At 71.0% G+C, this 14,406-nt stretch carries 14 protein-coding genes; 7 read left to right on the top strand and 7 right to left on the bottom strand.

Annotation, left to right across the window (positions count from 1 at the left end; all coding sequences use genetic code 11):
* Together POL25_RS34885 and POL25_RS34880 are read left to right on the top strand one after the other, a co-directional pair.
* Complete coding sequence (locus tag POL25_RS34885) at positions 1-618, top strand: Maf family protein (RefSeq protein WP_272090636.1); 618 nt, start codon at positions 1-3, stop codon at positions 616-618.
* A gap of 103 nt (positions 619-721) precedes the next feature.
* The gene (locus tag POL25_RS34880) at positions 722-1,387 is read left to right on the top strand and encodes a SecDF P1 head subdomain-containing protein (RefSeq protein WP_272090635.1); all 666 of its coding nucleotides are present in this window, start codon (positions 722-724) and stop codon (positions 1,385-1,387) included.
* A 143-nt stretch (positions 1,388-1,530) separates the two neighbouring features.
* Here POL25_RS34880 and POL25_RS34875 read toward each other — a convergent pair whose 3' ends face one another.
* A complete protein-coding gene (locus POL25_RS34875; protein ID WP_272090634.1) occupies positions 1,531-2,466 on the bottom strand; it encodes a S66 peptidase family protein in 936 nt (311 codons plus the stop codon).
* A gap of 111 nt (positions 2,467-2,577) precedes the next feature.
* Here POL25_RS34875 and secA point away from each other — a divergent pair, with 111 nt between their 5' ends.
* Both secA and POL25_RS34865 read left to right on the top strand, forming a co-directional pair.
* A complete protein-coding gene (secA, locus tag POL25_RS34870) occupies positions 2,578-5,697 on the top strand; it encodes a preprotein translocase subunit SecA (RefSeq protein WP_272090633.1) in 3,120 nt (1,039 codons plus the stop codon).
* Positions 5,698-5,775: 78 nt separating this feature from the next.
* Positions 5,776-6,180: a hypothetical protein gene (locus POL25_RS34865; protein WP_272090632.1), complete on the top strand. Its 405-nt coding sequence runs from the start codon at positions 5,776-5,778 to the stop codon at positions 6,178-6,180.
* A gap of 103 nt (positions 6,181-6,283) precedes the next feature.
* Here the strand turns inward: POL25_RS34865 and POL25_RS34860 are convergent, their stop codons facing one another.
* Both POL25_RS34860 and POL25_RS34855 read right to left on the bottom strand, forming a co-directional pair.
* Positions 6,284-7,033, bottom strand: a complete 750-nt coding sequence (locus POL25_RS34860) for an SRPBCC family protein (protein WP_272090631.1) — start codon at positions 7,031-7,033, stop codon at positions 6,284-6,286.
* 196 nt (positions 7,034-7,229) lie between these two features.
* Entirely contained in the window at positions 7,230-7,883 is a 654-nt protein-coding gene (locus POL25_RS34855; protein WP_272090630.1) for a glutathione S-transferase family protein, read from the bottom strand.
* 62 nt (positions 7,884-7,945) lie between these two features.
* Between POL25_RS34855 and POL25_RS34850 the strand changes: the two genes are divergently transcribed.
* The 3 genes from POL25_RS34850 (at position 7,946) to POL25_RS34840 (ending at position 10,442) form a co-directional block, all read left to right on the top strand.
* Positions 7,946-8,881 carry a hypothetical protein gene (locus POL25_RS34850; RefSeq protein ID WP_272090629.1) on the top strand — a complete coding sequence of 312 codons (936 nt, stop codon included), beginning with the start codon at positions 7,946-7,948 and terminating at the stop codon, positions 8,879-8,881.
* 133 nt (positions 8,882-9,014) lie between these two features.
* On the top strand, positions 9,015-9,218 hold the full coding sequence (locus POL25_RS34845; RefSeq protein WP_272090628.1) for a hypothetical protein: 204 nt from the start codon (positions 9,015-9,017) through the stop codon (positions 9,216-9,218).
* Positions 9,219-9,278: 60 nt separating this feature from the next.
* Entirely contained in the window at positions 9,279-10,442 is a 1,164-nt protein-coding gene (locus POL25_RS34840) for a hypothetical protein (protein WP_272090627.1), read from the top strand.
* Positions 10,443-10,535: 93 nt separating this feature from the next.
* Here POL25_RS34840 and POL25_RS34835 read toward each other — a convergent pair whose 3' ends face one another.
* The 4 genes from POL25_RS34835 to POL25_RS34820 all read right to left on the bottom strand — a co-directional run bounded on the left by POL25_RS34835 (position 10,536) and on the right by POL25_RS34820 (position 14,274).
* Positions 10,536-11,210: a suppressor of fused domain protein gene (locus POL25_RS34835; RefSeq protein WP_272090626.1), complete on the bottom strand. Its 675-nt coding sequence runs from the start codon at positions 11,208-11,210 to the stop codon at positions 10,536-10,538.
* Between the two features lie 3 nt (positions 11,211-11,213).
* Positions 11,214-12,356, bottom strand: a complete 1,143-nt coding sequence (gene serC / locus POL25_RS34830) for a 3-phosphoserine/phosphohydroxythreonine transaminase (protein ID WP_272090625.1) — start codon at positions 12,354-12,356, stop codon at positions 11,214-11,216.
* A gap of 95 nt (positions 12,357-12,451) precedes the next feature.
* Positions 12,452-12,913, bottom strand: a complete 462-nt coding sequence (locus tag POL25_RS34825) for a YkgJ family cysteine cluster protein (RefSeq protein ID WP_272090624.1) — start codon at positions 12,911-12,913, stop codon at positions 12,452-12,454.
* A gap of 14 nt (positions 12,914-12,927) precedes the next feature.
* On the bottom strand, positions 12,928-14,274 hold the full coding sequence (locus POL25_RS34820; RefSeq protein ID WP_272090623.1) for a penicillin-insensitive murein endopeptidase: 1,347 nt from the start codon (positions 14,272-14,274) through the stop codon (positions 12,928-12,930).
* Positions 14,275-14,406 lie beyond the last annotated feature (132 nt).

Below are 14,406 nucleotides of genomic sequence, written 5' to 3'. Positions count from 1 at the left end.
ATGAGAGATTCGCAAAATTCGCAGCGGAACCTGGTTCTGGCCTCGACCTCGCGCTATCGGCGCGAGCTCCTGAGCCGCCTGGATGTGGCTTTCTTCACCGCAGCCCCTGCATTTGACGAGCGCCAGGAAGATCCCTGGTTCAGCGAGATCGGCGCCGAGGCCTTCGCCCTCAGGCTCGCCCTGGGGAAGGCCGAGAGTTTACGGGCGACAAACCCGGACGCGTGGATCCTCGGGGCCGACCAGGTCGCCGTCGGCCCCGGGCCTGACCTGCTCCATAAGCCAGGTACCGAAGACCAGGCGATCGCTCAGCTCATGCGCCTGTCGGGGGCCACGTTTCGCCTGGTCACCGGCGTGGTCCTGCTCGACGCCGCCACCGGCGAGGCTGCCACCGCCGTCGACGTCCAGACCTTGACCATGCGCGCCTACGGCGAGCAAGAGGCCGCCGACTACGTGCGTCGCTACCAGCCGCTCGACTGCGCCGGCAGCTTCCGCATCGAGGACGCGGGCATCAAGCTGTTCACTCGCATCGACGGCGCCGACTACACCGGCATCATCGGCCTCCCGCTGCTCGCCGTGGCTCGCCTGCTGCGCGGCGCCGGCCTGCTGCCGGGCCCGTGAATCGCGGCGCTGAGTTCGTGGCGGACCGCCGCCCGATCCTCGCGACAGCCCTCTCATCGCGGACGCTCCCTCTCGCGCTGCTGGACCCGCTATCGTGGGGGGCATGCTCCGCTCGCTGATCGTCCTCGCGTTCGCGCTCGCACCTGCGGCCTTCGTGCCCGGCTGCACCGCGACGACGCCCGAGCTCGAGCTCAAGCGGCCGCTCGTGCTGACCCCGGTCGACGATCCGCGGGGCGCGCTGCAGCGGGTCGTCGCGGCCGTCCGCGCCGATCCGCAGGCGGGGCTCGACGTCGGCGAGGTCCCCCTCGTAGGCGACGGTCAGGGGCCCGCGGTCCACGAGACCTTTGTGACAGGTCCCGAGAAACATGTCCTCGAGGACTACATCCGCACCCACCCCGAGCTCGCGCCGCCCGCCGGTCATGCGTTCGGCTACGAGCGCCTGCGCGACGACGGGCGGACCTACTGGCGCATGCACTGCGTCGAGGCCGGCGGCCTCGCCTTGCGCAAGCTGGGCTCCGCGCTGCTCAGCCAGGATGCTGAGGGTCGGCAGCGGATCCGCGTGCGCCTGTTGAGCGAGGACGTCGGGCGCCTCGCCAGCCTCACTGCTGCACAGGTGGGTCGGCGCCTGGCCGTCGTCCAGGACGACGAGGTCTTGATGGCGCCGGTGATGCGCGAGCCGCTGACCGGCGGCGAGCTCGAGATCACTCTCGGGGCCGTCACCACCAGCGCCGAGGCCCGGGTGATGCTCGATCACCTGCTCGGCCGGTGATTCTCGGCCTGCGCGCGTGACTGGCTCGAGCAGTGACAGTGGCGCATCGCCGAGGTGCCTCGGCGACGCCCATGCGTCCTGCTCGGCCGCGACAGCCTCGCGTGACGCGCCTCAGCCTGCGCGCTGGGACAGCCTCGCCGGCCTCAGCCCGCGCGCGCCGCGACTGGCTCGAGCAGTGACAGCGTCGCGCGGCCGGGGTCGAGCTCGACGCGGGAGCCGCAGGGCAGGGCCGCGTGTTCGTGCGGCTGGTGTCCGAAGGGCAAGCCGAACACCAGCGGCACTCCGAGCGACTGCAGGCGCTCGCGCACCACCGTTCGTGCGTCCGGGCTGTGGGGGTTGCCGCTCGCGGGCTCGTCGCACGCATAAAGCTGCCCGATCGCAAACCCACGGACCCCCGCGAACGCCCCGCTGGTGATCAGCTGCGTCAGCGCGCGGTCGATGCGATACGGTCGCTCCCCGATCTCCTCGAGCGCCACGATCGTCCCTGCCAGCGCGGGCAGCCATGGTGTGCCGATCAGCGAGCGCAGCACCTCGAGGTTGGCCGGCACCAGCGGCGCCGCCACGCGGGCCTCGCCCACGCCCTCGTCGCCGGTGAGCGCTGCGGGGAGTTCGCCGCGCAGCAGCGCGGCCAGGCGCCCGGCGTCGGCTGGCGGCAGCGAGGAGAGCTGCGTCACCACCGGCCCGTGCACCCCGCAGACGCCGGCGCGGAGGCCCCAGCACAGCAGCGCCGTCGCGTCGGAGAAGCCGACCAGCAGCTTGGGCGCGGCCTGAAATCGCTCCGCGCGCAGGAGCGGCAGCAGGCGGGTCAGGCCGTAGCCGCCGCGCGCGCACACGATCGCCGTCACCTCCGGGTCGTCGAGCGCCGCTTGCAGCGCATCCCGGCGGACCGCGTCTTCGCCGGCGAAATAGCCGGTCTTCACGCCCAGGTTGGCCGCGAGCGAGATCTCACCGATGCCCAGGGCGCGCAGGACAGCCAGGCCATCGGCGAGCCTGGGCTCGGGGGCGGGGCCGGACGGAGCCACGACGACGACGCGGCCGGCGGGGCCGGACGGGGGCGGACGCACGAGAGCGGCCTTCACGGCGGCGACAGTACCAGCGGGGCGTGTCAGTTACCGCCTTTCTTCTGCGATCATGGCGCGTGGACACGGGCGAGCCTCGCCCGTACCCTTTGCCCGCGCACGGCCCGCCCCATGTTCAACGGACTCATCAAGAAGATCTTCGGCACCACGCACGAGCGGCAGATGAAGAAGCTGCAGCCGCTGGTGAGCGCCATCGCCGGCCTGGAGCCCAAGATGCAGGCCCGCAGCGACGCCGAGCTCAAGGCGCTCACGGCCGACTTCAAGCAGCAGGTCGCCAACGGCAAGCCGCTCGACGATTTGATCCCCGAGGCGTTCGCCGCCGTGCGCGAGGCCTCGCAGCGCGTGCTCGGCATGCGCCACTACGACGTGCAGATGATCGGCGGCATCGGCCTGCATCAGGGCAAGATCACCGAGATGCGCACGGGCGAGGGCAAGACCCTCACCGCCACCTCGGCGCTGTACCTGAACGCGCTGGTCGGCCGCGGCGCCCACCTCATCACCGTCAACGACTACCTCGCCAGCCGCGACGCCGAGTGGATGGGCCAGATCTACGGCTTCCTCGGCATGTCGACCGGCGTGATCGTCAACGGGATGCACCACACCGAGCGGCAGAAGAACTACCGCGCGGACATCACGTACGGCACGAACAACGAGTTCGGCTTCGATTATCTCCGCGACAACATGAAGGAGACGATCGAGAAGTACGTGCAGCGCGACCTGTACTACGCGATCGTCGACGAGGTCGACTCGATCCTGATCGACGAGGCTCGCACGCCGCTCATCATCTCCGGCGAGAGCGACAAGCCGCCGGAGACCTACATCACCGTCAACAAGGTCGTCCCGTCGCTGCGGCGCGACCTCGACTACACCGTCGACGAGAAGGCCCACAGCGTCCAGCTGACCGACGCCGGCGTCGACCGCATCGAGCGGCTGCTCGGCTGCAAGAACCTCTACTCGCCCGAGAACAACGAGCTGCTGCACCACGTGTTCCAGGCGCTGCGCGGCCACGTCCTCTACAAGAAGGACGTCAACTACATCGTCGAGAAGGGCCAGGTCGTCATCATCGACGAGTTCCGCGGCCGCAAGATGGAGGGTCGGCGGTGGAGCGACGGCCTGCACCAGGCGATCGAGGCCAAGGAGGGCGTGGAGATCCAGCCCGAGAGCCAGACGCTGGCGACGATCACGTATCAGAACTACTTCCGCATGTACGACAAGTTGGCGGGCATGACCGGCACCGCCGACACCGAGGCCGAAGAGTTCCACAAGATCTACAACCTCGCCGTCATCGTCATCCCGCCCAACCGCTTCATCCAGCGCAAGGACGAGGACGACCTGGTCTTCAAGAACGAGCGCGGCAAGTTCCGCGCGGTCGTCAACGAGATCGTCGAGGCCAACAAGCGCGGCCAGCCGATCCTGCTCGGCACCGCCAGCGTCGAGAAGTCGCAGGTGCTGCACGCGATGCTCGACAAGGCCGGCATCCCGCACGAGGTCCTCAACGCCAAGAACCACGAGCGCGAGGCGTACATCATCGCCCAGGCCGGTCGTAAGTTCGCCGTCACCGTCGCCACCAACATGGCCGGCCGCGGCACCGACATCCTCCTCGGCGGCAACCCGGAGATGATGGCGCGCGCCCGCTTCGACCCCGACAAGGAGCCGGAGAAGTACGAGGCGCTGTTCAAGCAGATCAAGGCTCAGTGCGACGACGAGAAGAAAGAGGTCATCGCCGCCGGCGGCCTCTACGTCATCGGCACCGAGCGCCACGAGAGCCGGCGTATCGACAACCAGCTGCGCGGCCGCTCGGGCCGCCAGGGCGACCCGGGCCGCTCACGGTTCTTCCTCAGCCTCGAGGACGACCTCATGCGCATCTTCGGCGCCGACCGGATCACCGGCCTGATGGAGCGCCTCGGCATGGAGGACGACGTCCCGATCGAGGCGCCGCTGGTCAACCGGGCGATCGCCAACGCCCAGTCGCGCGTCGAGGCGATGCACTTCGACACGCGCAAGAACCTGTTCGAGTACGACAACGTCATGAACGACCAGCGCAAGGCGATCTACGCCCTGCGCAAGCAGATCCTCGAGGGCCGCTACCAGCCCGAGATCCTCGACGACCTGGCGCGCAAGGAGCAGTCGAGGAACCTGCCGCCGCCGCCCGAGAAGTCGGGCCCGCACACCGTCGCGTCGCTGTCCGAGACGGTGCGCACGCGCATCACCCAGATCCTCAACAACCACACGGCCGCGCTGTACGAGGCCCTGGGCCAGCCGATCGTCCCGAGCGGGCTGCCGCCCGGCGGCATCGTGCCGGAGCGGCTGACCCACGAGATCTACCGCCACTACGGCGCGCTGGTCACGCTCGAGGACGTCAAGAACGACCGCGACAAGGCGCTCGCGCGCATGATCGACGTCGTCGCTCGCTCGCTCATCCAGCAGCGCGAGCGCGTCCACGACCTCGCGTTCAAGCTGGTCGAGCAGACGGTGCTCGAGCTGTGCCCCGAGGACGTGCACCCCGACGAGTGGGACCTGCCCGGCCTCGAGAAGGCGCTGCTCGAGCGCTTCAAGGTCCAGGCCGACCTCACCCGGGTCGAGGACAGCGTCGACAAGTTGGTCGATCGCGTGTGGCGCTCGGTCGAGACGCTGCTGACCCGGCCCGAGCAGGAGTTCGACCTCTACACGTTCCTGTTCTACGTCCGCCAGTTCTACCTCGGCGAGATCGACGAGCAGTGGATCGCCCACCTCAAGAACATCGAGCACCTGCGCACCGGCATCGGCCTGGTCGGCTACGCCACGCGCAACCCCAAGAACGAGTACAAGATCCGCGGCTTCAACCTCTTCAAGGACATGTGGGAGGGCATCGAGACCACCGTGCTCGGCAAGGTGACCGCGATGAAGCTGACCGCGGCCCAGAAGCGGCAGGCCGAGGAGGGCGCCGAGTACGAGACGGCCGTCACCCGCGCGACGCGGCAGGCCCAGGACAAGGTGTCCTCGGCCCAGCGGCAGATGGCGCAGGCCCGGGCCGAGCTGACCAAGCTCCAGGAGGCGTCCCGCGCAGTGCGGGAGCGCGTCGGCGGGCCGGGCGGTCCGGGCGGCGGCGCCGAGGCGGCTCCCGCGGCGGCCGAAGCGGCTGCGCCGCCGGCGACCGAGAAGAAGCTGCCGAAGGTCGGCAAGAACGACCCGTGCCCGTGCGGCTCGGGCAAGCTGTACCGCAAGTGCCACGGCAAAGAAGCCGCGGCCTGAGTGGCGGGGCGCATGTCCGGCGCCAGGTCGCCGGGCCGGTCGTTGCTGCGCGCAGGGCCCGGGACTAGCTTCCGGGCCATGCGTAACCTGCTCGCGGTGGTCCTCGGGGTCGTGGTCGCCGTGCTGGCGATCTCGCTCGTCGAGCTCGTCGGCCACTCCCTGTATCCGCTGCCCGCCGACCTGCGCCTGGACGACGCGAGGGCCATCCGCGCCTACTTCGCGGACGCGCCCTGCCTGGCGCTCGCGTTCGTGCCGCTGGCCTGGGCCGCGGGCGCCTTCTGCGGCGGTGCCATGGCCGCGGCGGCCGCCGCCGGTCGTCGGACTCGCCGCTTCGGCGTCGTCGTCGGCGCGGTGATCCTGGTCGCCGCCGGGATGAATCTGTGGGCCATCCCGCACCCCGCCTGGCTCGTGCTCGTCACCCCGCTGGCCTGCCTGCTCCCGGGCTGGCTCGGCGGCGCGGTCGGGGCCCGGCGCGAGGATTGAGCGTGTCCTTTTCGGGGCATGTCCCCGAGGACATGTCATTCGAGAAATGTCGAAGAGGACATGCCCGTGCGGGCATGTCCTCCAGAACATCATCGCTGCGGGCTCAGTTCTTGGTCAGGTCGTCGAGCTGCAGCACCTGGCGGGCGGTCTCGAGGTCCTTCACGTCGCGCAGGCGGCCGCGCTGGGACGCGCCGGCGTGCGGGACATTGGTCTCGAGCAGCTCCTTGAAGCGCTGCAGGTCGGACTCGATCTGCTTCTGCGGGTTGGCCCCGAGCGCGCTCGCCACCATGTTGCCGATCACGCCGGCGGGCGGGTGGTACTCGAGCGTGACGGTGATCCGGGTGGTGTGGCCGCCGACGCCGCGCTCGAAGCGGACCGAGCCGGCGTTGGCCACCTCGGCGCCCTCGAGCGAGCGCCAGGCGATCAGCTCGCCCGGGACGTCGTTGATGATCTCGGCGTCCCACGACACGCTGATGTCTGCGGGCCCGCGCACGCGCCAGCGCGAGCGGCGTTCGTCGAGCACGACGACCGACTCGAGGTGCTGCATGAAGCGCGGCAGGTTGTCGAGCTCGCGCCAGAACCGGTACACGCGCTCGGGCGGCTGGCGCACGGTGAGGGTGTGCAGCAGCTTGACGCCCTGGCCGTGCGGCACGCTGGCGCTCGGGCCGCGCACGCCGTGGGCGGTGCTGACCTTGAGGCGGGCGTAGAGCGGGCTGTGGCCGGTCAGCGCCCGGTGGAGCAGGGCGCCGCCGAGGGCGATGACGGGCACGCTGCCCCAGTTGCGCCGCACCACGGCGAGCGCCAGGCAGCCGACGGCGCCGACCAGCGAGGCGGCGCGCTCGAGCGGGTGCACGTTGACTTCATCAGGCCAATCGTTCCGGTCGCCGAGTTGGCGACGCAAATTTCGGAGCTTGTCGAGCATGACACCTCTCTGCCGCGCGGCGCCATGTGCTTGGTCCCTGTCGCGGCGCCGTGCAAGCCGCGGCGTCACGGTCGAGCCCGCCGGGTCGCCCGCGCAGGCCCGCGGACGGGCGCGCGCCGGCCTGCGCTCACGCGAGCTCGGCGGCCTCGCGCGCGGCGGCCTCGGCCCAGGCGCGCATGTCCCGGGTGGCGAGGACCGCGTCGACGTACGCGGCGCACACCGGGTCGAGGGCCACGCCGTAGCTGCGGAAGCGGGTAGCGACCGGGGCGTACATGCAGTCGGCGATCGTCCATGTCCCAAAGAGCATGTCGCCGCCGGCCCCGAAGCGAGCCCGACAGTCGCGCCACAGCGCGCAGATGCGATCGATCTCGAGCTGCGTCGCCGGCGACGGCGTGACCCGCGTGCGCAGCGTCAGGTCCATCGGCATCTCGTGCCTCAGGTTGGCGAAGCCGCCGTGCATCTCGGTCGCCGCGCTGCGCGCCTGCGCGCGGACACCGGGGTCCGCGGGCCAGAGCCCGGACTGCGGGAACCACTCGGCCAGCGTCTCGCAGATCGCCAGCGACTCCCAGATCGCGAGCTCGCCGTCGAGGAGCACCGGCACACGGGCGGTCGGCGAGGCGGCCTCGAGCTCGGCGCGGGTGGTGTCGCGATCGAGGAGGATCTTGCGCTCGCGAAATGGATAACCGGTGGCCCGCAGGGCGAGCCACGGGCGGAGGCTCCACGACGACTTGCGCTGGTCGCCGATCACGAGGCAGAGTTCGGGGCTGTGCGGCCGAGGCATGGGCCCGCAGCGTAGGTCAGCGGCTTGGCGGTGGACAGTCCTGTTGCTATCGTGCGCCCGCCATGATCGCACGCCAGGCCGCCCTCCCCCTCACGCTCGCCCTCGTCATCGCCGCTTGCGGCGGCGCCAGCGACCCCGCCAAGGGCACCAAGGCCGACGCCAAGGACGCCAAGGCCGACGCCAAGACCGAGGTCATCGACACCAAGCGCAACGACGCGACCAGCCTCGACAAGGCCGTGCAGGCGCTGGACCTCAGCGGGCCGGTGCCGCCCGAGGCGAGCGCGGTGTTCTTCACGGTCGACGGCGCGCTCATCCCGATCGGCTGCTACGACAGCGCCAAGAAGAAGCTGGCCGGCGGCAAGGACTGCCTGGCGCTGGTCAAGGCCGACGACGAGGTGTACCTGCGCTCGAACAGCGTCGAGAAGCTCGACAAGGCCGGGGCGCCCAAGAGCGCGATGTGCCAGCCGGGCGAGGACAAGCCGACCAGCCTCGGCATCGCCTCGGTCGACGCCGGCGAGACGTTCGACTACGCGGTGTTCCCGAAGTCGATGGGCAAGCTGATCAACCGCACCGACCCCGAGACGTACAGCGAGAAGGGCCGGGTCGCCAGCGAGGAGGAGAAGCGGGCGCTGACCGAGCTGGTCAAGCCCGACGCCGAGCTGCAGATCAACCAATCGGTGTCGTTCGACGTCGACGGCGACGGCCAGGCCGACAAGCTGTTCTCGGTCTACGTGGTCAACCCGAAGGACAGCGAGCGGCTGTCGTACAGCGGCGTGCTGATGCAGCGCGCCACCGCCCCGGGCAAGTGGTTCCCGCTGCTCGAGTCGCGCAACGACACCGAGACCTACACGGTCCGCGCGTTCCTCGACCTCGACGGCGACAAGTCGCAAGAAGTGTGGGTCAACGCGGTCCTCACCGACGGCGGCGGCGGCGACCGCATCTTCAAGCTCAAGGGCGACGGCGCCGAGCCGCTGGCCAAGTGGTCCTGCGGGATCTGAGCGCGGGGACGCAGGCGCGCGCGGCCGAGCGCGCGCGCCCGCGAGTGAGCTGTCCGAAGAGACATGTGGGACGGTTCGCTGTGTGGGCTGTCCGAAGAGACAGGTTGATGCGGAGCGGCGCCGTGACCGGGCGATGACCGCCGAGGACGAGCGCTCGCCGGACCGGCGGGCCGCGCTGCACGAGGCGCGGACCGCAGCCGCGCGGGTGATGTTGAAGGCCAGCGAGACCCCGTACCTCACGCTCGAGCGGTTGCAGGCGCACGTGGACTTGTCGCGGCTGTTCGGGCCCGAGGTGTGGTCCCAGCTCGAGGCGGAGATCGTCGCCGCGCGGCCGTGACGGCGCGAGGTCACGCATCGTCGGCGCGGCGTGGAAGTCGAGGTCTGGTAGGCTGCGCCCGTGATTCGCCCCGGCGGTTGGTTCGCGGTCGTGTTGGCGCTCGGCTCGTGTCGCAGTCCGGCCGAGCGGTTGGCGAAGCCGCCGGAGCTCGAGATCCCCGGGCAGGGCAAGTGCGTCGTCGGCGGAGCCGCCTCGCACCCGCTGGTGGTCGAGTGGGCGGCCGCCGAGCGGGCCTCGCTCGAAGCCCGGCTCAAGCGCGGGCTCGTGGCCGTGCGCGTCGACGGGTGCGAGATCGCCATCCAGCGCCAGTGCGCCGTCCAGGGCCAGTACGCCTACCTCGGCCTCACCCGCAAGAACGACCGCGTCAAGATCCGCAGCGCCGACGAGCTCTACGCCCAGCTCCCGCTCGGCGCGGCGCGGCTCGAGAGCAAGCTGGCGCGCTCGGGTGAGCTCGACGTCGAGATCGCGCTGGTCGGCATGCTCGAGGCGCCGGCGGGCCGGCCCGGGCGCGACCTGCTGGCGGGCGACTGCGACGCGGCCACGCACATCATCACCGGCGTGCAGGTCGGCGCGTTCCACTTCTTCGCCGGCGGCGCGGGCGAGATCAAGGTCGGCGGCGGCTTCAACCAGATCGGCGCCGGCGTCGGCTCGTCGGCCGAGCGCGAGACGCTGTCGGCCGACGGCCAGCCCGCCAGCTGCGACGCGGCGACCACGGCGGACACGCGGGCGCCGGAGGGCTGCGGGGCGCTGATCCGCATCGAGCTGAGCGCGCTGCCCGGGCTGGCGGTGGCGCAGTCGACGGCCTGCCCGAGCGGCAGCCGCTGGGACGGCCACACCTGCGCGGCCGAACCCTGCCCTGTGGGCATGTCCCGAAGGCCAGATGGCACCTGCGTCGCGGTTGCCGTGTCCCCCCGGCCGTCACCCGGCGCGCCGCCGGCGTCGACCAGCCCGACCCCGGCGACGACGACGCCGACCAGCGCGCCCGCGCCGGTCAACGACGAGGCCGCCCTGTGCCAGCAGCTGTGCGAGCGCCAGCTGCAATGCGAGGCCGACGCCAACAACGTGGCCCCGCCGGAGGGCAAGGCGCGCGACCGCTACGTGCGCTCGTGCCAGCGCATGTGCGAGTTCGCGGTGACCGACTGGAACCGGCCGCAGATGCGCCGGTGCATGAAGATCGAGAGCTGCGGCGAGTTCGTGGCGTGCGTCAACCCGCCCGAGCCGTGAGCGGGCGGAGATGCGCGAAAGGACATGTCGAGGAGGACATGTCCTTCGGGGCATTGCGCAAAGGACATGTCGCAGAGGACATGTCCGAACGGCTCAGTCGCGGAGGATGCCGAGCTGGTAGCGGCGGACCACCGGGGCCTTCTGCGGGTTCTTCAGCCATGACCCGCGGGACAGGTCCGTCAGGCCGTGGAAATCGAGCTCGCCCATCATGTGGACCACGCCCTCGTGGTCGAGGCGCTCCATCGCCGCCAGCTCGTCGGCGGTGACGCCGATGACCTGGAGGAACAGCAGCGAGCCGTAGGGGCCGGTGATCTTGCCGAGCAGTGGGTCGGGCACGCAGACGAGGGCGGTCAGCTCGGTGGGCGCGCTGGCGGCGATGGGGCCGCCGAGGTCGGCGCGGTGGCCGGTGTCGAAGCCCTTGCGGCTGCCGAGCACGTAGCGGCCGAGGCTCTGCAGCGTGCGCAGCGGCCACGCCGGCGGCTCGGCCTCACCCTCGGCCCGCGGCACGCGCATCGTCAGCTCGAAGCCGAAGCCGGACACGTTCGGGTCGTGGGATGTCTTCTCGAACAGCTCGGTCAGGCCGTAGGTGACGTAGTGCCAGTGGAGCGGGCGCTGGCCCTCCCACACGGTGATCGCCGGCAACGGGCTCGACGACTCGAGCTCGTACGCGGTCTTGCTGGTGTACTGGTGCGGGACCTGGCGCGCGTAGAGCCGCTGGCAGGCGGCGTCGATCGCGGCCCAGCCCGGGGCCTTCATCGTCTCGGACATGGCTTACAGGCGGCGCTCGAACTCGCGGATGAACTCGCACAGCGCGGCGACGCCGGCCTCGGGGAAGGCGTTGTAGATCGAGGCCCGGAAGCCGCCGACCGAGCGGTGACCCTTGAGCCCGTCGAACCCGAGCGCCTGCGCCTCGGTCAGGAACTTCTTGGCGATCGCCTCGCGCTGGGCCTCGGGGGCACGCGCGCAGGTCCAGGTCACGTTCATGCGCGAGCGGCTGCCCTGCTGGGCGTGCGGCTGGAACACCTTGCTGTTGTCGAGCACGTCGTACAGCTTCTGCGCCTTGCGCTCGTTGCGGGCGCCGATCGCCTCGATGCCGCCCTCGTCGCGCATCCACTCGAGCACCAGCTTGAGCACCAGCACGCCGAAGGTGTTGGGCGTGTTGTAGAGGCTCGGCTCCTTGGCGTGGGTCGCGTAGCGCAGGTAGACCGGCACCGGCGCCGCGGGCTTCCTGGCGATCAGGTCCTTGCGCACGTACACCAGCGTCACGCCCGAGGGCCCGAGGTTCTTCTGCGCGCCGGCGTAGCCGATCGCGGCCCGCTCGAGCGCCATCGGCCGCGAGCCGGCGTGGCTCGAGAAGTCGATCACCAGCGGCACGCCGCCCTCGGCCGCCGGGATCTCCGGGTACTCGGTGCCGTAGATGGTGTTGTTGGTGGTGATGTGGAGGTAGCTGGCGCCGGCGTAGCTGTCGGCCGCGGGGAACTCGGGGATGCGATCGTAGTTGGTGGCCTTCGAGCTGCCGATCACGCGCGTGGGCCCGAGGCCCTCGCTCTCGGTGATGGCGCGGCTGGCCCACACGCCGGTGTCGACGTAGGCGGCGAACTTGTCGGCCTCGCGCAGGTTCATCGGCACCATCACGAACTGCAGGCTGGCGCCGCCCTGCAGGAACAGCACCTGGTGCGTGTCGGGCACGCCGAGGACGTCGTGGACCAGCTTCTCGGCGCCGAACGTGATCGCCTCGTATGGGGCGCTGCGGTGGGAGATCTCGAGGATCGACATGCCGACGCCGGCGGCGTCGCGGATGTGCCCGTCCTGGCGCAGCTCGTGCACGGCCTCGGCCGCGCGCTCGAGCACCACCGGCGGGAGAATGGCCGGACCGGCCGAGAAGTTCCACAGCTTGGGCTTGCCGCTGTCCATGGCGCAGGAGCATATCAGCGCCGCCTGGGGCCCATGTTGTGGGTTTGCGCACTCCCGCGCGGGCCGCTGCGGGCCTCAGCGGGCCGCTGCGGGCCTCAGCGGCGCGTATGGCCGCGAAAACGTCGCTCGAGGAATTCGCTCGCGCGGACCACCAGCGCGTGTGTCTCCGGGGACAGGTGACCGTCGCGCGCCGCGGCCCGCGCCCGCACCAGCGCCGGCCCGTCGCCGGGCAGGGCGCTCGCGACGGCGATCAGCCGGGCCCGGGCCTCGGCGACCACCGCGAGTGCGTCGGCGAGCCCGACCTCGCCCTCCGCCAGCGCGGCGTACAGCATGCACGCGTAGCTGCGGCACGGCGCCGGCCGATCGGGGTAGAGCGTGCAGCTCTCGGCCTGCAGGCCGGCGCACGGCTGGCTCATCACCGGGCCGGCGGCGCGCTCGAGGACGACGAGGCCATGTCGACGCACGGCCTCGACCTCGTCCGCGCGCAGCGGGACGGTCGCGAACAGGTTGCCGTCGCAACAGAGCGCGCAGCGCTGACACAGGGCTTCGAGGGACATGCGGGCGGCCGCGCTCAGCGCGACGAGTAGCAGTGCTTCTCTTGCGGGCCGCAGCGGATGCGCACGTGCATGTGCGTGCGGTGGCCCTCGACGTGGCGGATGAGGACGCGCTTGTTGCTGCGGCCCTTGATCTTCTTCGGCCACTCGAGCCACGCGTCGATCTGCTCCTGCGACACGCCGGACTCGCGGGCGGCCTTGTAGATCCGCTTCTGCAGCGCGAACTCGAGGAAGATGTACTCGACCTCGCCGGTGTCGAGGAAGGCGCGCATCAGCTGCCAGGTCGCCTTCCAGTCGACGTCGGCGGAGGTGATGTGGCGCTTGCCCTCGGCCGCGCGCAGCACCGGCAGGCGGATGTCGACGTCGCGGCCGCTCTGGTGCGACTTGTGGGGCCGGAACCGGCCGCCGCGGGCCCGGCTCATCCCGCCGATCACGACCTGGCCCTTGAAGTTGCTGTCGTGGCGGAAGCGGGTGATCGCCGCCATCGTCTGCATCACCGTGTGGGTCGAGGCGAACGACTCGTCGGGCTTGCGCTTGACGTAGAGGTCGGGGCGGTCGGGCAGTTCGACGCCGCGGACCAGCTTGCCGCGGTTGGGCTTGCCGATGCTGAGGCCGCCGGCGCGCACGCGGATCTGTCCGAGCTTGGTCCCGAGGCCGGCCGAGGGCGTGAGGTCGAGGTCCTTCCAGGCGACGACCTTGAGCTTCTGCTTCGGCTTGGGGGCCAGCTTGTCGCCGAGGCGCGGGTTCTGCTGGCGCAGCCTGGCGACCTCGACCCCGAACTCGGCGGCGATCGCCTCCCAGGTGTCGCCGCGCTTGATCTCGTGCTCGAGCTTCTCGCGCGGCGGCGGCGTGTGGGTGGTGATCACCCGCAGGTCCTTCTTCTTCTTCGGGATCGGCTCACCCGCGCGGATGGCGTTCCACTTGGCGAGGTCACCGACCTCGACCTGATACAGCTTGGCGACCTCGTCGAGCGTCTCGCCGGGGATCAGCAGGTGCTTGAGCGAGCGCGCCTTGACGGGCGGGGGCGGGGGCGGAGGCGGCCCCTCGGCGTATACGATCTCCGGCTCGGGGCCCGCCGGCTGCGACAGCAGCTCGCGCTCGATCGCCTCGAGCTCCGACTCCGGGTCGCCGTTCTCGCCGCTCTCGTCCTCGAGGTCGCCCTCGCCGTCGGTGTCGGTGTCCTCGAAGCTGTCGTCGGGGACAGACTGCGGGCCGTCCACGTCGCGTCGCAGCGGCCGCACCGGCCTCGCGGCCGCCGGCTTCTTGCTGGTCTTGCCCTTCTTGCCCTTGCTGCTGCTGCTGCTCTTCTTGCCCTTGCTGCTGCTCGCGCCCTTCTTGCTGCCCGCGGCCGCGGCCTCGGACACCAGGGGCGAGGCCAGACCGCCGCAGAGGACCACGAGCAGGGCCCAGAACGACCACCACCTGCCGATGGAGGCGCGTCGGAAGGGGCGTGCGGACGGGGCTAGAGTCATGCGGGCAAGAGCACCGGACAAGCT

Source organism: Nannocystis bainbridge, assembly GCF_028368995.1.
In the GTDB taxonomy this organism is placed as follows: domain Bacteria; phylum Myxococcota_A; class Polyangia; order Nannocystales; family Nannocystaceae; genus Nannocystis; species Nannocystis bainbridge.
This window is presented reverse-complemented; position numbering and strand designations above follow the sequence as displayed.